Origin of the sequence: Kitasatospora sp. NPDC002551 (assembly GCF_040296005.1) — a bacterium.
In the GTDB taxonomy this organism is placed as follows: Bacteria; Actinomycetota; Actinomycetes; order Streptomycetales; family Streptomycetaceae; genus Kitasatospora.
In genome coordinates this window covers 129,027-149,914 of record NZ_JBEOWI010000014.1, presented here as the reverse complement: position 1 = coordinate 149,914, position 20,888 = coordinate 129,027, and the positions used below count along the sequence as shown (strand labels likewise).

The 20,888-nt window shown below is 72.1% G+C and carries 17 protein-coding genes and 1 pseudogene; 9 read left to right on the top strand and 9 right to left on the bottom strand.

Annotated elements, in window-relative coordinates:
- The 5 genes and pseudogenes from ABT093_RS15575 to ABT093_RS15555 form a co-directional block, all read right to left on the bottom strand.
- Window positions 1-95 (bottom strand): annotated as a pseudogene (locus ABT093_RS15575) (SAM-dependent methyltransferase); the annotation flags it as partial.
- Between the two features lie 6 nt (window positions 96-101).
- Complete coding sequence (locus ABT093_RS15570; protein ID WP_350564431.1) at window positions 102-1,199, bottom strand: radical SAM protein; 1,098 nt, start codon at window positions 1,197-1,199, stop codon at window positions 102-104.
- Window positions 1,200-1,261: 62 nt separating this feature from the next.
- Window positions 1,262-2,086, bottom strand: coding sequence for a carbohydrate ABC transporter permease (locus ABT093_RS15565; protein ID WP_350564430.1), 825 nt, complete (start codon window positions 2,084-2,086; stop codon window positions 1,262-1,264).
- Window positions 2,083-2,997 carry a carbohydrate ABC transporter permease gene (locus ABT093_RS15560; protein WP_350564428.1) on the bottom strand — a complete coding sequence of 305 codons (915 nt, stop codon included), beginning with the start codon at window positions 2,995-2,997 and terminating at the stop codon, window positions 2,083-2,085. The genes ABT093_RS15565 and ABT093_RS15560 overlap by 4 nt, the downstream gene beginning before the upstream one ends.
- Window positions 2,987-4,150: an extracellular solute-binding protein gene (locus ABT093_RS15555; protein WP_350564426.1), complete on the bottom strand. Its 1,164-nt coding sequence runs from the start codon at window positions 4,148-4,150 to the stop codon at window positions 2,987-2,989. Before ABT093_RS15555 ends, ABT093_RS15560 begins: the two co-directional genes overlap by 11 nt.
- A gap of 319 nt (window positions 4,151-4,469) precedes the next feature.
- On the opposite strand from ABT093_RS15555, the gene ABT093_RS15550 reads away from it, so the two are divergent.
- Together ABT093_RS15550 and ABT093_RS15545 are read left to right on the top strand one after the other, a co-directional pair.
- Entirely contained in the window at window positions 4,470-5,645 is a 1,176-nt protein-coding gene (locus tag ABT093_RS15550; protein ID WP_350564425.1) for a serine/threonine protein kinase, read from the top strand.
- Window positions 5,646-5,655: 10 nt separating this feature from the next.
- Window positions 5,656-6,414 carry an HAD family hydrolase gene (locus ABT093_RS15545; protein WP_350564423.1) on the top strand — a complete coding sequence of 253 codons (759 nt, stop codon included), beginning with the start codon at window positions 5,656-5,658 and terminating at the stop codon, window positions 6,412-6,414.
- Here the strand turns inward: ABT093_RS15545 and ABT093_RS15540 are convergent.
- Entirely contained in the window at window positions 6,365-7,813 is a 1,449-nt protein-coding gene (locus ABT093_RS15540) for a N,N-dimethylformamidase beta subunit family domain-containing protein (protein WP_350564421.1), read from the bottom strand. The two genes, ABT093_RS15545 and ABT093_RS15540, sit on opposite strands and share 50 nt — an antisense overlap.
- 241 nt (window positions 7,814-8,054) lie before the next feature.
- Here ABT093_RS15540 and ABT093_RS15535 point away from each other — a divergent pair, with 241 nt between their 5' ends.
- Together ABT093_RS15535 and ABT093_RS15530 are read left to right on the top strand one after the other, a co-directional pair.
- Window positions 8,055-8,897 carry a class I SAM-dependent methyltransferase gene (locus tag ABT093_RS15535; RefSeq protein WP_350564420.1) on the top strand — a complete coding sequence of 281 codons (843 nt, stop codon included), beginning with the start codon at window positions 8,055-8,057 and terminating at the stop codon, window positions 8,895-8,897.
- A 26-nt stretch (window positions 8,898-8,923) separates the two neighbouring features.
- The gene (locus ABT093_RS15530; protein WP_350564418.1) at window positions 8,924-9,718 is read left to right on the top strand and encodes an N-acetyltransferase; all 795 of its coding nucleotides are present in this window, start codon (window positions 8,924-8,926) and stop codon (window positions 9,716-9,718) included.
- On the opposite strand, the gene ABT093_RS15525 is transcribed toward ABT093_RS15530, so the two are convergent.
- The 3 genes from ABT093_RS15525 to ABT093_RS15515 form a co-directional block, all read right to left on the bottom strand.
- On the bottom strand, window positions 9,687-10,781 hold the full coding sequence (locus ABT093_RS15525) for a hypothetical protein (RefSeq protein ID WP_350564416.1): 1,095 nt from the start codon (window positions 10,779-10,781) through the stop codon (window positions 9,687-9,689). The genes ABT093_RS15530 and ABT093_RS15525 overlap by 32 nt on opposite strands.
- A gap of 111 nt (window positions 10,782-10,892) precedes the next feature.
- Window positions 10,893-11,132 carry a hypothetical protein gene (locus ABT093_RS15520; protein ID WP_350564415.1) on the bottom strand — a complete coding sequence of 80 codons (240 nt, stop codon included), beginning with the start codon at window positions 11,130-11,132 and terminating at the stop codon, window positions 10,893-10,895.
- 611 nt (window positions 11,133-11,743) lie between these two features.
- Window positions 11,744-14,110: a collagenase gene (locus tag ABT093_RS15515; RefSeq protein WP_350564413.1), complete on the bottom strand. Its 2,367-nt coding sequence runs from the start codon at window positions 14,108-14,110 to the stop codon at window positions 11,744-11,746.
- A gap of 356 nt (window positions 14,111-14,466) precedes the next feature.
- On the opposite strand from ABT093_RS15515, the gene ABT093_RS15510 reads away from it, so the two are divergent.
- The 5 genes from ABT093_RS15510 to ABT093_RS15490 all read left to right on the top strand — a co-directional run bounded on the left by ABT093_RS15510 (window position 14,467) and on the right by ABT093_RS15490 (window position 20,858).
- On the top strand, window positions 14,467-15,621 hold the full coding sequence (locus tag ABT093_RS15510) for an aminotransferase class V-fold PLP-dependent enzyme (protein ID WP_350564411.1): 1,155 nt from the start codon (window positions 14,467-14,469) through the stop codon (window positions 15,619-15,621).
- Between the two features lie 263 nt (window positions 15,622-15,884).
- A complete protein-coding gene (locus ABT093_RS15505; protein ID WP_350564410.1) occupies window positions 15,885-17,228 on the top strand; it encodes an ABC transporter substrate-binding protein in 1,344 nt (447 codons plus the stop codon).
- Window positions 17,229-17,245: 17 nt separating this feature from the next.
- Window positions 17,246-18,178: a carbohydrate ABC transporter permease gene (locus tag ABT093_RS15500; RefSeq protein ID WP_350564408.1), complete on the top strand. Its 933-nt coding sequence runs from the start codon at window positions 17,246-17,248 to the stop codon at window positions 18,176-18,178.
- Window positions 18,175-19,074, top strand: coding sequence for a carbohydrate ABC transporter permease (locus ABT093_RS15495; RefSeq protein WP_350564406.1), 900 nt, complete (start codon window positions 18,175-18,177; stop codon window positions 19,072-19,074). The genes ABT093_RS15500 and ABT093_RS15495 overlap by 4 nt, the downstream gene beginning before the upstream one ends.
- Window positions 19,075-19,082: 8 nt before the next feature.
- Window positions 19,083-20,858: a glycoside hydrolase family 36 protein gene (locus tag ABT093_RS15490; protein WP_350564404.1), complete on the top strand. Its 1,776-nt coding sequence runs from the start codon at window positions 19,083-19,085 to the stop codon at window positions 20,856-20,858.
- The last annotated feature ends 30 nt before the right edge of the window (window positions 20,859-20,888 follow it).

Below are 20,888 nucleotides of genomic sequence, written 5' to 3'. Positions count from 1 at the left end.
CGCTCGCGGGCCCAGGCGAGGGCGGTCGCGGAGAGGTCGACGGCGTCCACCTCGAACCCGCGCCCGGCCAGGTGGACGGCGTTGCGGCCCGCCCCTCACGGTCACAGGAACGGGTCGTAGTCCTCTCCAGGGGGGACTGCGCCCGTTCCTTCCGCTATCTGCTCCAGCTCCAGGTTGGAGCGGTGCCGGGCGCAGTGGAAGCGGCAGTCCCGGCTCGGGTCGATGATGCCGCGGTCCGACGTCTTCCAGATGTCGGGCAGGCTGTCGGTGACGGCGTCGCCGATCCGGGCCAGCGGGTTGCCCCGGTGGTAGGAGCAGATGTACACCCCGGACGGGGTGACCAGGGTGCGCAGCTCGGCGATCGAGCAGCGGTGGTAGTCCTTGGGCTGGACCGGCCCGGTGTGCCGGCGCAGCGAGGTGAGCGTCGAGGAGTTGATGAGCTGGAAGGTGTCGCTCTCCAGCCGGGCGGCCTCGGCGAGCTGGCTGTCGACCGAGTCGAGGAGGTCCTGGGAGACCTGGATGACGTGGTGCTCCTCGTCGAACATCGCCTTGGTCTCGAAGTAGTCGCAGCCGATGTCGTGGGCGAGTTCGGCCGCCTGCAGCACCTCCGTGTGGTTGCTGACGACCCGCCCGTCCGGCTCCTGGCGGGTCATGACGAGGAAGGAGTAGCCGAGGGCGCCGGTCTTGGCCTCGGCGAGCAGCCGCATGTTGGCGACCACCTTGTCGAAGACGCTGCGGCCCTTGCGGTCGGGTCGGAAGAGGCCGTACGTCTCCGAGGTGCCCGCGTCCATGGAGACACGGACCCAGGAGGCGTAGGCGGCGAGTTCGTCGAGGTTCTTGTCGATCATGGTGCCGTTGGTGACGACCCCGATGGCCAGGCCGGCCTCGCCGAGGATGCGCAGGACCCGGCGGGTGCCCCGGTGGGCGAGCGGTTCGCCGCCCCCGATGAGGACCACGGCGCGGACGGACATGGAGACCAGTTCCTCCGCGAGCGCGGCGAGCCGCTCGGGGGTGAAGCGGCCCTGGTTGAGCAGCTTGCCGCTGATGCACTCGGGGCAGGCGAGATCGCAGAAGGTCGTCGGGTCGAGGTCGACGACGAGCGGAGCGTCCGAGGCGGCACCTTCGGCCACCTGCAGGACGCGGGGCCAGCCCGATGGCTGGTACAGCTTGGAGACGAGGTCGAGACGGTCGTGCGTCACGGTGTCCTCCTGTGGACGTGAACGGGGTGCGACCGGGGGGAGCCGGGTACGGATGTGCTGGGTCAGCCCTTCACCGCGCCGGCGGCGAGGCCGGAGGCGATCCGGCGCTGGATGATCAGGAAGAAGACCACGACGGGCAGGGCGGTGAGTGTGGCACCCGCCATCAGTCCGCCGTAGTCGGTCCCTCGGCTGGTCGTGAAGGAGACCAGCCAGATGCTGACGGTCTGCTTCTCGGGAGTGGACAACAGGATGTAGACGAGGACGTATTCGTTCCAGGCCTGGACGAGTGCGAAGACCGAGGTGGCGACGATGCCGGGGGCGAGCAGTGGCAGGACCACCCGGCGGAACGCGCCCAGGCGGCCGCAGCCGTCGACCATGGCCGCCTCCTCCAGTTCCACGGGCACCCCGTCGATGAATCCGCGCAGCATCCACACCGTGAACGGCAGGGTGAACACCAGGTAGGTGAGGATCACCCCGCTGAGGCTGTCGGTCAGCCCGGCGTCGTTCAGCAGCAGGTACAGCGGGATGATCAGTGCCGTCAACGGCACCATCTGGACGACGAGGATCACCACGACGAAGGCCTTGCGGCCCGTGAACCGGAAGCGGGCGAGGGCGAACGCCGCGAGCGTGCCGATGACCAGCGACACCACGACGGTGCCCAGGCCGATGAGCACACTGGAGCGGACGTTGTCCCAGAAGGTCTCCGAACCCAGGGCCCGGGAGAAGTTGTCCCACGAGGGCCGGCCCGGCCAGAACCTCGGCGGCAGGCTGAGGATCTCGTTGGCGGGCCGGAACGCGGTGAGCACCATCCAGTAGATGGGGAAGCCGATCACCGCGGCGACGAGAAGCCCGAGGAGGTCGTGGCCGAGCGAGCGTTGCCGTCTCAATCGAGCTCTCCCGTCCTGAGCATCTGGCGCAGGTAGACGACCGATCCGGCGAGCAGCAGCACGACGGTCACGATCGCGATCGCGGCCCCGGTGCTGTACCGGTTCACCGCGAAGGACTCGATGAAGGAGTAGACGCCGAGCAGGTAGTACTCCCGCTCGGGCAGGCCGCCGCGCATCAGCCAGATCTGGTTGAAGACGCCGAAGTTCCAGATCGCGTTCAGCGTGGTGACCATGAGCAGGACCGGTCTGATCACCGGGACGGTGACGTGCCGGAAGACCTGCCACGGCCGGGCGCCGTCCAGGACCGCGGACTCCTCCAGTTCGTGCGGGACCTGCGCCAGCGCGGCCCGCAGGGTGATGGCGGCGAACGGCAGCGAGCCCCACACCACGACGGCGACGATGACGGAGAACCCCTGCCAGGGGTCGATGAACCAGTTGTGGTGGGTCATGTCGATCCCCGGCAGTTTGGAGAGCACCCAGTTGGTGACGCCGTAGTCGGTGTCGAAGAGCCAGCGGAAGATCGACGCCGCGACCATCGCGGGCATCGCCCACACGGTGACCAGCACACCGGAGATGACGGCGCGCACCCAGGGGGAGACCCGGTGCATCAGCTGCGCCGTGAACAGCCCGAGGGCCACGGTGAGCACGACGGTCACCGCGGTGAAGAGCACCGTGCGGCCCACCACCGTCCAGAAGAAGCCGTCCCCGAGGATCTTGCCGAACTGGTCGAGCCCCGCCCACGGCGGCGCGTCGCCGCTGAAGAGCTGCTCACGGGTCATGTCCTGGAAGGAGAGCACGACCATGTCCACGAGCGGGTAGCCGAGGACCAGGACGAGCGCCAGGACGGTGGGGGCGATCAGCAGGTACGGCAGCAGCGCGGGACGCCGCCGCCGGCCCCGGTCAGCGCTCATTGATCACTTCGTTGATCCGCTGGTCGGCCGCACGGGCGGCCTCCTCGACGGACTGCTTGCCGTTGGCGATGCGCTCCAGCATCTCCGGCAGGATGTTGGACTTCTCCACCGACGTCCAGCCGGGCGCGAACGGGGTCATCCAGCCGCCGGTCGCCGCGGCCTGGGCCGCCGGGCCGTTGATGCCGCCCGCCGCGACCTCGGCCAGCTGGCCGGTGTTGTTGGGCAGGGTGTTCACCTCGATCAGGGTCTTCTGCGACTCCCGGTCGGTGAACATCTTGATCCAGTCGGCGGCCAGGTCCTTGCGGGTCGACTTGGCCGGCACCGCCAGGGTGGACCCGCCGAGGAACGGCGGCAGCAGGTTGCCGGACGGGCCGGGGAAGGGGAAGGTGCCGAACTTGTCCTTCAGCTTCGGGTCGCCGCCGGAGCGCTCGTCGGAGGCCATGTCGGACTCCCAGGTGTTGCCGTAGAAGACGCCCACGCGGCCCTGGCCGACGACGGCCGGCTGGTCGCTGTTGTCCTTGGCGCGGTCACCGACGTAGTACGTGTCGATCAGCCGCTTCCACTCGGTGAGCCCGGCCACGGACTTCGGCGAGGACAGCGTGCTCTTCCACTTGTCGCCCTCCTTCACCGCGATCTCGCCGCCCGCGTCCTTCACGAAGGCCATGGCGGCGTACCAGTAGCGGCCGGGGAGGTAGAGCGCCGAGTAGTTGGGGTCCTGGGGGCTCAGGGTGGCCTTCAGCTTGTCCAGCACGGAGAGCAGCTCGGGGTAGCTCTTCGGGGCGGCGGCGACACCGGCGGCGGCGAACTGGTCGGTGCGGTAGATGGCGATCCGGGCCCCGACGTAGTACGGCACGCAATACGTCTTGCCGTCGGCACGGCAGGCGTCGGCGAGCGCCGGCAGCCAGGTGTCCGACTGGTCGAAGCGCGCCGGGTCCACCGGGGCGAAGGCGTTGTTGACGATGTAGTTGGTGGTCTCGCTGTTGCCCATCTCGACCACGTCGGGAACGTTCTTCCCGGCGAGGACGGCGTCCAGCTTCTGGTTCTTCGTCGTCCACTGCTGGTACTGGACGTCCACCGAGACCCCGGGGTGGGCCTTGGTGAAGCGCTCATTGGTGGACTGGACCAATTGCGGCCAACTCTCCTGGGCGTCCACGGCCAGCCACACCGTCAGTTTGCCGCCCGACCCGGAGCCACTGCCCGACCCGGAGCTACAGCCGGTGGCGGCGAGAGACAGGAGAAACGTGAGGATAAGGGGGCGATAGGACATGCGAATGGCCATGAGGTCTCCAAGTTCGCTATGGGGGTACCCATCTGATTACCCGTCTGATCGCCAAGAGTCGCAGAGGTTTAGACATTCGGCCGGAAGATGACGTTCAGTGTCCCGCATAGAGATCAACGCTTGACGCCGCCCGGGCGGTACCCGCAGGTTAGGCCTCTGCGTCCCCCATGATCCCGATCGAAGGGCCTGTCACGTGAGCGAGCAGACGACCACCTCGACCGATGAGACTCCCGACGCCCCCGCCCGGCCGATCCGGGTCAACGCCTGGAACGGCTGGGACCCGCTGCGCCACGTGATCGTCGGCCGCGCCGAGGGCACCGTGGTCCAGGCTCCCGAGCACGCCGTGCGCCGGGACTACCCCGAGGACGGCTTCCCCCTGGGCACCTACGGCCCGATGCCGGAGGACATGGTCGCCGAGGCCGAGGAGCAGCTCGACAACTTCTCCGAGATGCTGCGCCGCCGCGGCATCAGGGTGGACCGCCCCACCCCCATCGACTTCAACCAGCAGGTCTCCACGCCCGAGTGGACCCAGGACTCCATGTTCGGCTGCATGCCGCCCCGGGACCTGCTGCTGACCGTCGGCAACGAGGTCCTTGAGGCCACGATGTCCTACCGCAGCCGCTGGCACGAGTACCTGTGCTACCGGCCCGTGCTGCAGAACCTGTTCGACTCCGACGAGAACATGCGCTGGGAGGCCGCGCCGAAGCCGCGGCTCACCGACGCCTCCTACAACACCAAGTTCTGGGACACCTACAACGACCTGCCGACCGAGGAGCAGCTGGCCCGGGTCCGCGACTACGACCTCGCGCTGACCGAGGCCGAGCCGCTGTTCGACGCCGCCGACGTCGCCCGTTTCGGCAAGGACCTCTTCGTCCAGCTGTCCTTCGTCACCAACCGCAGCGGCCACCAGTGGCTCAAGCGCCACTTCCCCGACCACCGGGTGCACGTGGTGACCTCCACCAACACCCACCCGCTGCACATCGACGCCACCTGGGTGCCGCTGCGCCCCGGCCTCGTGCTGCACTGCGGCGAGCGGCTCGCGGACGCCGAGCTGATGGAGTTCTTCCGGCTCAACGACTGGGAGATCATCGAGGCGGTGCAGCCGGCGAGCTGGGACCACCCGCCGAAGCTGTCCTTCTGCAGCCCGTGGCTCGCCGGGAACATGCTGAACCTGGACGAGAACACCCTGTGCATCGAGGAGAAGGAGGTCCGGCTCTCGGAGCAGCTGTCCTCCTACGGCTTCGAGATCGTCCCGGTGCCGTTCCGGGCGGTCGGGCCGTTCGGCGGCGGGCTGCACTGTGCGACCGTCGACATCGAGCGGGACGGCGGGCTGCAGGACTACTTCCCGCGCCGGCACGGCCGGTACTGAGGCCGGTCCCGTGCCGTCCCTGCTTGCGCCGGAGATCCGCGCCGTCGTCTTCGACTTCTACGGGACGCTGGTGCGGATGGTCGAGCCGCTGCCGCCCGACCACGGGGCGATCTTCGAACGCCGGGGTCTGGCCGCCCAGGGCGCCCGCTGGGGTGACCAGTGGGCGGTGGGCCCCGCCGAGGGCGAGGAGCATGCGGCTTACTCGGCCTCCGAACTCACCTACCATGCCTGGGAGTTGGACCGGCTCCGGCGCAGGGCCCTGGGCTGCGGGGTGCCGCGGCACGAGCTGGACGGACTGGTCGAGGAGATCGACCGGGCCATGAAGGCCGTCCGGCTGGAGCTCTTCGAGGACGCCCGCGCCGTCCTCGGAGAGCTCCGCGGGCGGGGGCTGCTGGTCGGTGTCTGCTCCAACTGGTTCTGGAACCTGGAGGACCGCGTCGAGGACGTCGGCCTCGCCGGGGCGGTCGACCTCGTGGTCGGCTCCGCCCGGGCGGGAGCGCGCAAGCCGCACCCGCTGATCTACCGGACGCTGCTGGAGCGGTGCGAACTGCCGCCCGGGCAGGTGCTGTTCGTCGGGGACATGTGGGCGCCGGACGTGCTCGGCCCGCTCGCGGCCGGGATGCGGTCCGTCCACCTGTGCCGGCCGGACCCGGCGGTGCTCGGGACCGAGCCGCCCCTGCCGGACGGGGCGGCCCGGATCCGCGGGCTCGGGGAACTGCTCAGGGCCGGGGCGAGCGGTGCCGCAGCCGGTCCAGGAGGTTGCGGGTGACGCGGGTGACGCCCGCGTCCTCGTCCTTCCCGCAGACCACCGGCCAGTCGGTGGTGCCCGCGCTGAACACGGTGCCGCCTGCGGTGAAGAGGCCCATGGTCGCGGCCCGGGGGCTGGTGATGCCCGGCTCCCGGGCCGGGCCGTTCCAGTGGTCCCACTTGAAGTCGTGGAAGTCCTCGTGGACCGGTTCGAGGACGTGGATGCCGAGGATCAGGAAGGAGGCGGGAGTGCCGTCCTCGCCGGTGGCCTGGGCGACGCCGCGCTCGTCCCGGCGGTAGGCGGCGCCGTCGCACTCGTACCCGATGAGCGCGGTGCCCGCGCCGAGCCGGTCGGGCTCACCGCCGTCGGAGCCGTCGCGCAGCCCGGTGCCCTCGAAGAGCCAGTGGTCGGCGTGCTGCACGGTGTACCCGTCGCGCGGACGGTCCCCGGGCCATTCGGTGCTCGCCCACATGCCGCCGTTGCGGAAACTCACCCCGGTGAGGGAATTCTCCGGCCGGCCCACCCCGTCGGGCGCGGCCGGCCACCACTGGTCGGTCGCGGGAAGATGCGGATACTCCTCGCCCACGTGGTGGTCGGTGTCCGAGACGAAGGCGGTGTTCCGTTCGGTCGGATGAATGCGCCACCAGCAGGTGTTGGCACTGAGGAAGGCGATGTTCCCCCCGTCCCGGACGAATCGTTCGGCGTGGGCGCGCATCGCCTCGCTCCAGTATTCGTCATGGCCGACGCTGAGCAGCAGATCGTACGAGGAGAGCAGATCCGGATCCTCGTGCAGGTCGAGATCCGTGCAGAATTCGACCGGGTATCCGTGGCGCTCCAGCCAGGCGATGAACGGGGCGTCCCAGTAGGCGAGGTCGATGATTCCACCGGGCCGGTGCAGGCTCACCCGGTGTCCGCGGGGAAGGGCGTCCGGCAGGTACACCGGGTGGTCGTAGAGGCTGGCGCCGCGGTCCTCGCCCGGCCGGTCGGCGCGGTTGTAGGCGTGCCGGGTGAAGGTCGACTTCTTGTAGAGGATGCGTGAGCGGCCGCCGGCCCGGCGGGGCCGCACGACGAAGAACTCGCGGGCCGGGCCCTCAAGGCCCGCGGCGTCCAGCGGCGGCGGGTCCTCGCCGTCCTCGACGAACTGGACGACGTGCATGCCCGGGGTCCAGTCCTCGGGCACGGGCAGGGTGAGCGCCGGCCAGTCCCAGGCCCGGGCGGGGGAGACCCGGCCGGGGACGCCGTCGGGGTGCGGGGGCGGCAGGTGGAGCGAGCCGGGGTACCAGTCGCTCTCCGCCACCCGCTCCACGTTCCCGCCCAGCCGGTGGAACCGCAGCCGGAACCGGGCGGCGTCGGTGGAGACGTGGACGGTCAGCCGCCCGCCGGAGGCGACGCTTTCGCGGCCGAGATATCCCTCGATCATTCCGTCTCCCCTGCAGAACGGTCGGCCGGTGAATAGGTGTCCGGCCGCTTCGGCCCGCCATCGTAGGGGGTTGCGGGAAATTCGGGCAACGGTGCCGTGAAACCGGTCATCCAGGGCTTCCTTTTCGGACAGCGAACCGGATGGGGAGAATCCTCTACCGCCTGGCCGGGTAGGCGGAATTCGGCCGATCCCGACCGGCCTCCACAAATCCGTCACCTCCGGCAAAGAACGAGGCGTTGGCATGAGCAATGAATTTCGAGTGAGGGAACTCGTCCTGGGAATCGAGGGCCTGGCGCTGCTGCGCAACGCCCTGGACGGCGACGAGAAGTTCCTCAAGGAACGTGTCGAGGACATCCGGCGCTTCGTGGGGGGCGACGGTGAGCTGCCGGACGGGGGCGCCGGCATCAGCGAACTCGGCGCCTCGGAGGGCTACGCCTCCTGGTCGGCGGTGTACGACTCGCTGCCCAGCTCGTACATCGAGGTCGAGGAGCCGGTGCTGCACGGGATCCTCGACACCCTGCCCACGGGCACCGCCCTGGACGCCGCCTGCGGCACCGGGCGGCAGACCGGCGCCCTGGTCGCCCGCGGGCACCGCACCATCGGCGTGGACCAGTCGCCCGAGATGCTGGCCAAGGCCGAGGAGCGCGCCCCGCAGGCGGAGTTCCGGGTCGGGCGCCTGGAGAGCCTGCCGCTCGAGGACGACTCGGTGGACCTCGCCGTCTGTTCGCTGGCCATGACCCACCTGTCGGACCTCGCGGCGGGCGTCGCCGAGCTGGCCCGGGTGGTCCGCCCGGGCGGGCGGATCGTCGTCTCGGACCTCCACCCGTTCGTCATCGCCCTCCAGGGGCAGTGCGTCTTCGTGCACGGCTCCGAGCTCGCGTTCGTCCGCAATCACGTCCACCTCCCCGGGCGGTACCTGGAGGCGTTCACGGCGGCCGGGCTGCGGGTCCGGGCCTGTCACGAGCCGCTCTTCAACGGCCGTCTGGCGCCCGGCGGTTACGAGGAGTTCATCGCGGACGCGGCCCGGGCGGCCTGGGACGGGCTGCCGATCGTCATCGTCTGGGACGTCGAAGTCCCCGCGTAGGCCCACGAGAAGAGGAGGAGGATCCGATGGCCCTGGTCGTGGTGACCCACGCGGAGAAGCCCGAGCTGTGGGACCGCATGCCGGAACGGTTCGCCGGCATCGTGCCCGAGTACAACCTGCACGGCGACGTCAACGACTCCTACTGGGACCGGCTGTTCTCGGATTTCGCCGAGTACCAGTTCGTCCTCTACGACGACGAGCGCGAGGTGGTGGCGGGCGCCGGGCGCTCGCTGCCGCGCGGCTGGGACGGCACGGCCGCCGACCTCGGCCCCGGCCTGGACGACTCCATCGCCCGGGCGTTCGCGGACCGCGAGGCCGGCCGGCCCGCCGGCGCCCTGGTGGCGCTGGGCATCGAGGTCGCGGAGGACTACCAGCGCCGGGGCTTCTCCGGCGTGCTCCTCGGCGGGATGCGCCAGGTCGCGCGGCGGGCCGGACTGGAGACGGTGCTGGTGCCGGTGCGGCCCACCTGGAAGGACCGGTACCCGCTGGTGCCGATCGAGCGCTACGCGGCCTGGCGGCGCGAGGACGGGGCCCCGTTCGACCCCTGGATCCGGACCCAGGTGGGCGCCGGCGGTACGGTCGCCGGCGCCTCGGAGCGCTCGTCCCGGATCACCGGCACGGTGGCCGAATGGGAGCGCTGGACCGGGCTCGCCTACCCGGAGGACGGCGACTACGTCTTCCCCGGCGGCCTCACCACGCTGCGGATCGAGCGTGAGCGCGACCTCGGCTCGTACTGGGAGCCCGCGGTGTGGATCACCCACCCGGCCGCGCCCGAGGCCGCACCGGAGCTCACGCCGGGGGCCACTTCTCCCCGGCCCTGACGGCGGTCCAGGCGAAGGCGGACATCAGCCGCACCTCGTCCGGCCCGGCCTCCGGGCGGCGCTCCGGCGGCAGACCGGCGGGACCGGCGGTGGACACCGCCGAGTCCCGCAGCCGGGCGAGGACGGCCGGCGGGACGTCGCCGGGGCCGTCGCCCAGCCGGCGGGCGGCCTCGGCCGCCTGCCGGCCCAGCAGCAGGCAGTGGATCCACAGCTCCTCGGCGAAGCCGCGGCCGAACCGCTCGGCCACCTGGGCCGCGAGGTCCGCCGGCATGTCCTTCGCCACCGCGTCGTGCACGGCGTCCTCGGCGATGCCGGTCGCCGGCAGGGCGTCGCGCCACCGGTGGTGGCCGCGCCCGCCGTCCGGGCCGTTCTCCTGGCCGACGAGCCGGATGTAGCCCTCGCCGTACCGCATGTACGGGATCCAGCCCGGCTCCTCCAGGACGCGGCCGCGCGCCAGCAGCGGACCGGCGTCGACCGCCTCCGTGGGGCAGACGGCGAGCCGGATCCCCTGCGTGGCATGGCCGTTGATGCTGCTGGTGCCGATGTGCTCGACCACGTTGGGCACGGCGATCAGGCCCATCCGGCCGCGGGCGCGGAAGAAGACGGAGAAGAGCTCGTCGTCGTGCCGCTCGGCGCTGCCGGTGGCGAACCGGCGGAAGTCCTCCGCCGTGTCGAGCGGCAGGCAGACGGCGAGGGACGGCGTGAACTCGTCGGGCACGGCGCGCACCCAGGCGGCGCCGGCGAGCGCGGCGAGCCGGGAGGCGCCGCCGTTGCGCGCGTGCCAGTTCGTGTAGAACACCAGGGCCTCGTCGGGGAACCGGGCGGCCGCGCGGCCGACGAGCGCCAGCAGGTTGTCCGGGCCGGTCACGTCGTCCTGGACGACGAGGTGATGGCTCCCCCCGGCGTCCGCCGCCGCCCAGGCGACCAGGGCCGTGCGGAGCGCCGAGGGCGGACCGTCCGGCTCCGGGTCGAGCGCCAGGCCGTCCAGCCCGAGCCGGTCGGCCAGCTCACGGGCCTGGACCAGGCGGACCGGGTGGGTCATGACCGCCGAACTCACGCGCACCGTCGGCACCGTAGCTCTCCCTCGCTTCTGTGGTCTCGCGCCATCGTGGCAGGAGCCGACCACCGCGGAAAGGGTGCGAAGTGATCTCGGCCGGTTTTCGAACGGTCGGGATCACGGCCAGTGGCGGGCTCTCCAGCGCACGGTGGCGCGCGGCTCGCCGTTCGTCCGGTACGGGAGATCGACGCCGTCCTCCGCCGGGCCGCCCGCGGGCCGCCGCCGCGGCAGGGCCAGCGCGGCGATCGACAGCCAGCCGATCCCGACGAAGCCGTCCACGCACAGCGCGGCCACCAGCGGCATCCGGCCGCCGTCGTGCACGGCGACCAGCACACCCGCACCGGCGGCGGCGGTCACTCCAACGATCAGACAGCGTAGGGCAGTCAGCAATTCGGTCTCCCATGTCAACCGGTCGTGCGGCCAGCGGACCCGGCTGCTCGGGAGACACAGTGAACGGCACAGGGGGGCCGGTTGTGACGACCTATTCAGGACAGAATTGGAGTAGACCAATTTTGATCACGCGATCCGCCCCGGCACACGCGGGCGGGGGTGCCCGGACACGACCCGGGGGCCGGGCAGCAACGCCGCCCGGCCCCCGGATCACCAGACACCCTTCGAGGAACGCCTACCCGCGACCGGCCTTCCGGATCCGGTCCAGCCGCTCGGTGTCCTCACCGAGCGCGCGCGGGGAACGGCCTCCCGCCGTGAGCGCGGTCCGGGACCCGGCCCGCTCACCGCACCCGTGGCGGGGGGGGGGCCGTCCGCCGCCCGGCCCGCGCGGGGGGGGGGGGGGGCGGGGCGGCGCGGGCCCCGCCGCCGCGCCGGCCCGGCCCCCCCCCCCACCCCCCCCCCGGGCCCGGCGGCAGGCCCCTCCCCCCCCCGCCCCGGGCGTGTGTGCGGCCGGCCGCACACACGGGGGAACCGGGCGGGTGGGGGCGGCCCGGTTCCCTGCCCCGTGGGTGGTGCGGTCAGCGGCGGAGCGGTCCCTCGCAGGTGTAGTCGGCGCTGCCGGCGCGGCCGTTGGGCCAGATCTCGACCTGGCCGAACCAGCAGTTCATGTCGGCGAGGTTGTTGGCGGCCGTGCCGGCGCGGGTGAGCAGGAAGTAGTCGACGGTGTCGCCCATCGACTCGCGGATCTGGCCGGCGCTCAGGGAGTTGGTGAGGTTGGCGGTGATCCGGCCGGTGCAGGTGAAGCGCATGCTGTTGTTCCAGTCGGCGTTGTCCTTGCAGACCGGGGTGTTCTGGGTGGCGCGGGCGAAGGCGTCCTGCACCTCGGAGGCCCAGGCGTAGTTCAGCTGGGAGTTGGGGGTGTAGGAGGTGGCCGGCACGTAGAGGTCGTCGGCGCGCGGGACCTCGGCGTCGAGGTAGGCGGTGTACTCGCGCTGGAGGGCGGCGTCCTTGCCGAGGCGGTCGCGCCAGGCGTTGTAGCCGTCGAGGTCGTCGGCGCGCAGCAGGCGGTACATCTCGGCGAACCGGTCGGGGTGGCGCTCGCCGAGCAGGTTGAAGAAGGTGGCCGCGTACGGGTAGACGCGGAAGCCCAGGGTGCTCCAGGAGGCGTGCAGGATCTGGTCGACGGTCAGCCGCGGGGTGCCGTCGCGGTCGTCCCAGGCGATCTGGCGGACCATGTACTTGCGGGCCTTGACGCCGTCCTTGGCGGTGGCGCCGGCGAAGTACTCGGCGGTGCCCTCGTTCATCGCGAAGGTGGCGTCGCTCGGCCAGCGCGTGGTGTAGCCGGTCTCGGGGATGGCCCAGCGGGCGTTCAGGTAGTGGGTGTACTCGTGCCGGAAGAGCTCCTCCAGGCTGAAGTACGACTCCTGGGTGGTGCGCTGGTAGGTGTAGAAGGTGGAGTCCGCCTCCATGAACATGCCGCCGTTGGCGACGTCGCCGATGCCGAACAGCAGGTACTGGAGCAGCTGGTAGTTGGTCTTGGTGTCGTACAGCTGCACGGTGAGGACGGGGTGGGTGTCCTCGGCGAGCGGCTGGTCGGTGCCGATGGTGCGGAAGAACTGGGCCTTGACCTGCTTGGTGGCGTAGTAGAGCTGGTCGGCGGTGGCCTTGTCGAGGGCGGTGCGGATGACCAGGGTGCCGTTGTCGTAGCTGTAGGTGTTCGGGAAGTAGTGCCGGATCAGGTCGGCGCGGCAGGCGTCGTACGCCTGGCAGATGCCGAAGTCGTTGACCGGCACGGCGACGTTGAGCCACGGGCGGCTGAGCCGGCCGAAGTTGTCGCGCAGGGTGGTGATGACCTCGCCGACGTCGGCCTTCATCGCGGGCTTGAGCGCGTCCACGGTGGCCAGGCGGGCGTACTCCAGCATGGCGTCGCCGACGGCCCACTCCGTCCCGGTGCCCTTGAGGTGGGTGTAGGAGGAGAAGGCGCGGATCGCCTGCCGGTAGCCGGGGTTGGCGGTGGCGGCGGCCTGGAAGGCGCCGCCGTCCTCGACGACGTTGTTGACGCCCTGGAAGTTGATCTGCAGCGAGCTCTGCAGGGCCCAGTTCCAGCCCCGGTTGCCGATGTACGGGCTGGAGGCGTCCGCGACCTGGCGCAGCACCCGCTCGGTGAGCGGGAGGCGGCCGGGGCGGAGCTTGGGGGCGGTGGAGGTCTGCAGCAGTTCGCCCATGGCGTTGCCGGCGGCCTCGGTCGGGTCGAACGCCCGGGGGTTGGCGGTGTAGGCGGCGATCGCGCGCTCGATCGCGGCCGTGGTGGTGTCGTCGTTGATGTCGAGTTCGGCGTGGTCGAAGTCGAACAGGACGGCGACGTGCAGGAAGTACCAGAGTTCCTGCTGGTGGAGGGTGTTGGCGCTGTCGAAGCGCGGCGCGAGGGCGGTGATCCGCTCGGCGACGGCGCGCACGTGGGCCGGGGTGAGGACCTTGGTGAACTCGGGGTGCCAGTCGCGCAGCAGCGGGAGCAGGCAGCCCTCGTAGGAGTGCGCCGGGTCCGTGAGGAAGTCGGCCAGCGCGGTGGGGGACAGGGCGGTGAAGGAGGCGACGGTACAGCTCGCGTCGGCGGCGAGCGGGGCCGGCGCGGCGGTCGCGGTGGTGAGGTCCGACGGGTCGGCGACCGGCTGCCCGGCGGTCGTCGTCGGCTGCCGGGTCTCGTTGCCCGGTGCGCCCTGGGGGCCGGGGAGGCCGGTGCCGGTGTTCCCGTGGGCGACGTCGCCCGCCGGGCCGGCCGGGTGGGCGGTCTCGCCGAAGGCGGAGGGGGCGGCGATCGCGGGGCTGGAGGCGGTCGGCGCGGCGGCGGGCGTGGCGGCCCGGGCGCTCTGCACGAGCGGGGCCGCGAGGGTGACGGCGAGGGCCGCCGAGAGCAGGACTGAGCGCAGACGTGGGGTGGCTGACACCGGTTCTCCAGTGGGGTGGGGGTGCGCGGTGCTGGGCGTGGCAATCGGACCGAGGGCGTGGGGAGCACCAAGGCCGCAGAAGCGCGTGGGAGTTGAAGGCTCGGTGGGTCGGCGTGGAGGTGCTCGACCCACCGGTCAGTAAAATAGTAATGTCAAATTGCATTGCGCAAGAGGGTAAACGCCCAGGTCTCGGCCCGGGTAACGAGAGGGTCTCGACCGGGCCCGACTCGCCGCACGGGTCTTGACGCGGACTTGCCGACAGGCGTTTGCTGGCTCCCGCTCGTTCGACAGTGATCGGTTCTGTTTGTTTGTGTGTGATTTGAACGTTCAAATCGCCCCATAGGTGGGGGAGGGTCATGCGTGACTACCTGACGCAGTTCGCCGAACCGTTCGGCTACCTGGACTTCGCGCGGTTCGGGCCGGTCTCGGAACCGGTGCGCCGGGTGCTCGTCCGCGAGGCCGACCGGCTCCACCGCCGCGGCTGGGCCGCGCTCGAACGCCTGGACGCGGAAGCGGTGGCGGCCGCCCGGACGGCGGGCGAACTGCTCGGCTGCGCGCCGCACGAGATCGCCTTCGTGAGCTCCACCTCGCACGGGCTCTTCGCCGCGGCCCACGCCTTCACCCGCACCCCGGAGGGCGCCGACGGGACGGTGCTGGTGGCCCGCACCGACTTCCCCGGCGCGATCTACCCGTGGCTTCGCGCCGCCGAGCACGGCGGACTGGCGGTGCGCCAGCTCGACGGCCCGCTCACCGTCGACAGCGTCCGCGCCCACCTCGACGACCGGGTGCGCGCCGTCGCGGTCTGCGCGGTGGACGCCGCCACCGGCTTCCGGGCACCGCTGGCCGGGATCAAGGAGCTGATCGGCCCGGACCGGGTGCTGGTGGTGGACGCCGTGCAGGCCCTCGGCGCCGTCGACTTCGACGCCGACGCGGCCGACGTGCTCGCCTCCGGCGGCCAGAAGTGGCTGCGGGCCGGCTGGGGCGCGGCCGTGCTGATGGTCCGCGACCGGGTCGCCGGGCGGCTCGGGCCCGGACTCGGCGGCTGGTCCGGCGTCCTCGACCCGGTCGAGGCCCCCGCCCACCCGTGCCCGCCCCGGCCCGGCGCCGTCGCCCACACCCTCACCAACCCGGACGGTCCCGCCGTCGCCGCGCTGGGCGCGGCGCTCGCGCTGGTGCGGGACACCGGCGCCGGCCGGATCGAGGCCCGGATCGGCGAGGTGCTCGGGGAACTGCTCGCGGCCGCCCGCGGCGCCGGCGCCGAGACCGACGGCGGGCCGGACGGCCCCGCGCCCGGCGACAGCGGTGCCGGTGCCGGCAGCGGCATCGGCCGGCTGCGGCTGCCCGGCGCCGACCCCGAGGCCGTGCACCGCGCGCTGACCTCGGCCGGCCTGGCCACCACCCTGCGCAACGGCTGGATCCGGCTGTCGCCGCACGCCAGCACCCGCCCCGAGGCCGCCGAGCCGCTCGCCGAGACGCTCGGCCGGCTCCGCCGCGAGGTCCGCGCCGCCTGAGCGCGCCCCGCGCGGCACCCACCGCGCCACCCGGTCGCGGCCGTGCCACCCCACGTCGCCCGCGCCACCCGGAACCGCCCGCGCGACCCGCGTCACCCGGACCCACCGGCGTCACCGCGCACTACCCGTGCCACCCGCGCCACCCGCGCCACCCGCACGACCTGGACCACCCACCAGCGTCACCCCGCACCACCCGCGTCACCCTGACGTCCTGACGTTCTGACATCCCCGCCCTTCGACGACCCCCCTCGGAAAGGCTTGCCATGTCACACCTCACTCGCCGCGACCTGCTGCGCGCCTCTGGCGCCGGACTCCTGGCCATGGCCGCCGGCGGAGCCCTCTCCGCCTGCGGCGGCTCCAACGGCTCCGGCTCCTCCGGCGGAGACGCCGCCACCGGAACCATCACCGTCTGGTCCTGGACCAACGCCGCCGAGGCCCTGCGCGGCGTCGTCCCCGCCTTCGAGAAGGACAACCCCGGCATCAAGGTCGATGTCCAGGACGTCGGCAACCCGGCCATCTGGGACAAGATCACCGTCGGCCTGGCGGCCGGCGGACAGGGCCTCGCCGACGTCCTGCACATCGGCTGCGACTACCTGCCCGGCTACCTGGAGAAGTTCCCCAACGGCCTCGCCGACCTCTCCGCCCTCGGCGCCGACGCCCACAAGGACAAGTTCACCCCCGGCCTGTGGCCGGTCGTCACCGACAAGGACGGACGAGCCCGAGCCCTGCCCTGGGAGGTCAACGCCCAGGGCTTCTTCTACCGCAAGGACATGTTCGACAAGGCCAACCTCGACCCGACCACCTTCGCCACCTGGGACGACGTGATCGCCGCCGCCGACGCCTTCAAGGCGGCCAACCCCGGCGTCGGCCTGGTCGGCCTCAACCGGACCGGCACCCCCGGCCCCGACGTGGACTTCCTGCAGGCCCTCATGCAGCAGCAGGGCGCGTTCTTCTTCGACCTGAAGGGCGACATCACCCTCACCTCGCCCGAGTGCGTCCGCGCCCTCACCATCGTCAAGCGCCTCAACGACGCCGGTCTCGTCCTGGAGACCCCCGGCTCCACCGTCTGGCGCGCCCAGATGAAGGAGGGCAAGCTCGGCGCCGGTGCGCAGCCCTCCTGGGCGGCACACTTCATCGAGACCAAGTTCCCCGAGCACAGCGGCAACTGGCGGCTCACCCGGCCCCCGGCCGTCACCCCCGGCGGCAAGCGCACCGCCCTGGTCAACACCACCCACCTCGCCGTCGCCGCCTCCAGCCCGCGCCGCACCGCCGCCTGGAAGTTCGTCGAGTACGCGCTCACCCGGGCCGACGCCGTCAACGCGATGTTCAAGGCCGGCAGCGTCTTCCCCGCGCTCACCGCCGCCTATCAGGACCCGGTCTACAGCGAGCCGAGCGCCTACTACGGTGGCCAGCCGGTCCTGAAGACCTTCACCGAACTGCTCGCCGAGGGCGGCGACGCCACCAACTACTCCGGTGACTTCGCCCGCGCGCTCAAGCTCGTCAGCGACGCCCAGAGCAAGGTGCTGACCAAGGGCGCCGACCCGGCCGAGGCGCTCCAGGAGGCCGCCAAGCAGCTCGCCCAGCAGACCGGGCGCAAGCTCAAGTGACGGCCACCGTCCCCTCGGTGGCGGGCCGAACCCCGCCCGGCAGAACCCCGCACGACGGCGCCCCGCTCAGCGGGGCCCGGCTCCGACGCGCCCGGCTGCGCCGCCGGGCCGTGCCCTACCTGCTGCTCGCACCCGCCCTGGTGCTCTTCGGAGTCTTCAAGGCCTACCCCATCGTCTCCTCGATGCTGCTCTCGCTGACGGCCGGCGCCGGCAGCGAGACCCACAGCGCCGGCCTCGCCAACTACCGCCGGCTGCTGGACGATCCGCTGTTCTGGACGGCGCTCGGCAACACCGCCCGGATCCTCGTCGTGCAGGTCCCGGTGATGCTCGCGCTCGGCCTGCTGCTGGCGGTCGGCCTCAACACGGCCCTGGTCCGCTGGCGCACCGTGTGGCGGCTCGGCGTCTTCATGCCCTCCGTCACCGGCCTGGTCGCCACCGGCGTGCTCTTTGCCTTCCTGCTCAACACCGACAACGGCGCCGTCAACAAGGCGCTCGGCTCGATCGGGCTGCCCGCCGTCAACTGGCTCGGCGACGGCTTCTGGTCCCAGATGGCCATCGTCCTCGTCCTGACCTGGCACTACACCGGCTACAACGCCGTCATCTACCTGGCCGGACTGCAGGGCATCCCCAAGGAGCTGTACGAGGCCGCGATGGTCGACGGCGCCGGACCGGTGCGCCGGTTCCTCTCCGTCACCCTGCCCGCGCTGCGGCCGGTGGTGCTGTTCACCGTGGTGCTCTCCACCATCGGCACCCTCCAACTGTTCGACGAACCGTACGTCCTCACCCGCGGCGGCCCCGACAACGCCACCCTCACCGTGTCGATGTACCTGTACGACAACGGCTTCCGCTACTTCGACTTCGGCTACGCCTCCGCCATCGCCTACGCCCTCACCCTGATCGTCGCGGTGCTCGGCGCGGTCCAGATGCGCCTGATGGGAGAACGCGAATGACCTCGGCCGCCTCCACCGCGCCCGCTCCGCCGGCGGCGTCCGTGACACCCGCGAAGCCCACGGGCCCCTCGGTCCGCCGCCGGCTGCGCGGCTGGCCGATGACGCTGCTGCTCGCCGCCGTCACCGGCCTGTCCGTCGCCCCGTTCTACTGGCTGGTGATCTCCGCCACCCACAGCGACAACGAGATCTTCGACTGGCCGCCCCACCTGCTGCCCGGCTCCCACCTCGGCGAGAACCTCCAGCACCTCCAGGACCGGGTGGGCATCGGCCGGGTCGTGCTCAACTCGCTCCTGGTGTCCGGGATCCAGACCGTCGGCGCGCTCGTCGTGGCGCTGCTCGCCGGCTACGCCTTCGCCAAGTTCCGCTTCCGCGGCCGCACGGCGCTGTTCGCGCTGCTGCTGTCGACGCTGGTCGTCCCCGACCAGGTGATGCTCGTCCCGCTGTTCAAGATGATGATGTCCTTCGGCCTGCTCGACAGCTACCAGGGCCTGATCCTGCCCGGCCTGTGCGTGCCGTTCGCCATCTTCCTGATGCGCCAGTCGCTCGCCAGCATGCCCGACGAACTCCTCGACGCCGCCCGGGTCGACGGCGCCGGCGAGGTGCGGGTGCTGTTCGGCGTCGTCGTCCCGGTCATGCGGCCGGTGCTCGCCGCCCTGGGGATCTTCCTGTTCCTCGGCTCCTGGAACAACTTCGTCTGGCCGCTGATCGCCCTGCGCTCTCCCGAGATGCACACCCTGCCGGTCGCGCTCGCGACCCTCCAGGGCATGAAGAGCAACACCGACTACGGCCTGATCCTCGCCGGAACCGCAGTGTCCACCCTGCCGATGATGGTCCTCTTCCTGGTCCTCCAGCGGCAGTTCATCTCCGGCCTGTTGGCCGGCGCCACGAAGGGCTGAACCGAACCATGACGGAGAACGCCGAGGGCACGGCGGCCGCGGAGATCTGGGAACCGCACGCCGCCGCCACCACCGCCCGCCCGCGTCCGCTCGCCGTGCCCGGCCTCGCCGCCGGCCGGCTGGAACTGCTGGTCACCGGAACCGCGAGCGTGCGCACCGTCGCCGCGGACGTCGTCGAGATCACCGCCGAGGACCCGGACGGCCCCGACGGCACCGGCGACGTCCGGATCGAATGGCGCGTCCCGTGCACCGACGCCACCTCGTTCTGGACCCCCGAACCGCGCGGCACCGGCTGGCTGCCCGCCGCCTGGAGCGCCCCGCGCCGCACCACCCTCTCCCGCGGCGCCCCCGTCGCCGCCCTGGTCGGCACCGGTGACACCACGCTGTGCGCGTTCGCCGCCGACCGCGAGGAGGCGCTGGCCGGCGCCGGCGTCGTCGAGGAGACCGGCGAGTACCGCTTCTGGGTCCAGGCCGCCGGACGGCTCACCGTCCGCGTCGACGCCTCCGGACGCCACTTCGCCCACAGCCTCGCCGACCTCGCCGACTGGTGGGCCGCCGGGGCCGAGCGCCCGGCGCACGTCCCCGACGCCGCCCGGCTGCCCGCCTACTCCACCTGGTACTCCCTGCACCAGAACATCACCCCCGAGGCCGTCGAACGCCAGGCCGCCCTCGGCAAGGACCTCGGCCTCGACGTGATCATCGTCGACGACGGCTGGATGACCACCGACCGCACCCGCGGCTACGCCCACTGCGGCGACTGGGAACCCCACTCGCTGCCCGACACCGCCGCCCACGTCGCCCGCGTCCACGACCTCGGCGTGCGCTACCTCCTCTGGTACGCCCTGCCCTTCATCGGCAAGGACAGCGCCGCCTGGGACAGCCTCTCCCGCTTCGCCCTCGCCGACGCCGGCCACCTCGGCGCCGTCGTCGTCGACCCCCGCTACCCGCAGGTCCGCGCCCACCTCGCCGACCGGCTCGCCCGCGCCGCCGAGGAGTGGGGCATGGACGGGCTCAAGGTGGACTTCATCGACTGGTTCGGCGTCCAGGACCCGCCCGCCCCCGGTCCCGAGGCCGACTGCGCCACCGTCGACGAGGGCCTGCACCTGCTGCTCGGCGAGATCCGCCGCCGGGTCGACGCCGCCCGCCCCGAGGCGATGATCGAGCACCGCCAGCCCTACGTCAGCCCCGGCCTGTGGCCCTACGCCACCATGGTCCGGGCCACCGACTGCCCGCTCAGCCCGCACGAGAACCGGCAGCGGATCGTCGACACCCGGCTGATCGCCGGGCCGCTCGCGGTCCACTCCGACATGCTGATGTGGCACCCCGCCGAACCGGCCGAGCAGGTCGCCTGCCACCTGATCAACGTCCTGTTCGGCGTGCCGCAGATCTCCGTCGACCTCGCCGCGCAGGACGCCGGCCAGCGGGAGGCGCTCGCCTTCTGGCTGGGCGTCGCCCGCGCGCACGTCGACACCCTGCAGCTCGGCGCGCTGCGCCCGGCCCGCCCGGACCTCGGCTACCCGATGGTCACGGCGGTCGGCGAGGGCGAGGTCGTCGTCGCCCGCTACGCGGCGCTGCCGGTGGCCGCCGCGGGCACGTGGCGTACGCTGCTGGTCGCCAACGCCGACGCCGACCCGGACGTCCGCCTGGCCGGCGGCCACGGCAGCGCGGAGGCCACCGTCCAGGACGCCCGCGGCCGCACCGTCGGCACCTCGACCGTCGACCTCGACGGCGGGGCCACCGTCCACGTCCCCCGGGGCGGCCTGCTGACCCTCCGCCGGATCTGAGGGCCCGCCCGCCACCCCGGCCCGTCCTCG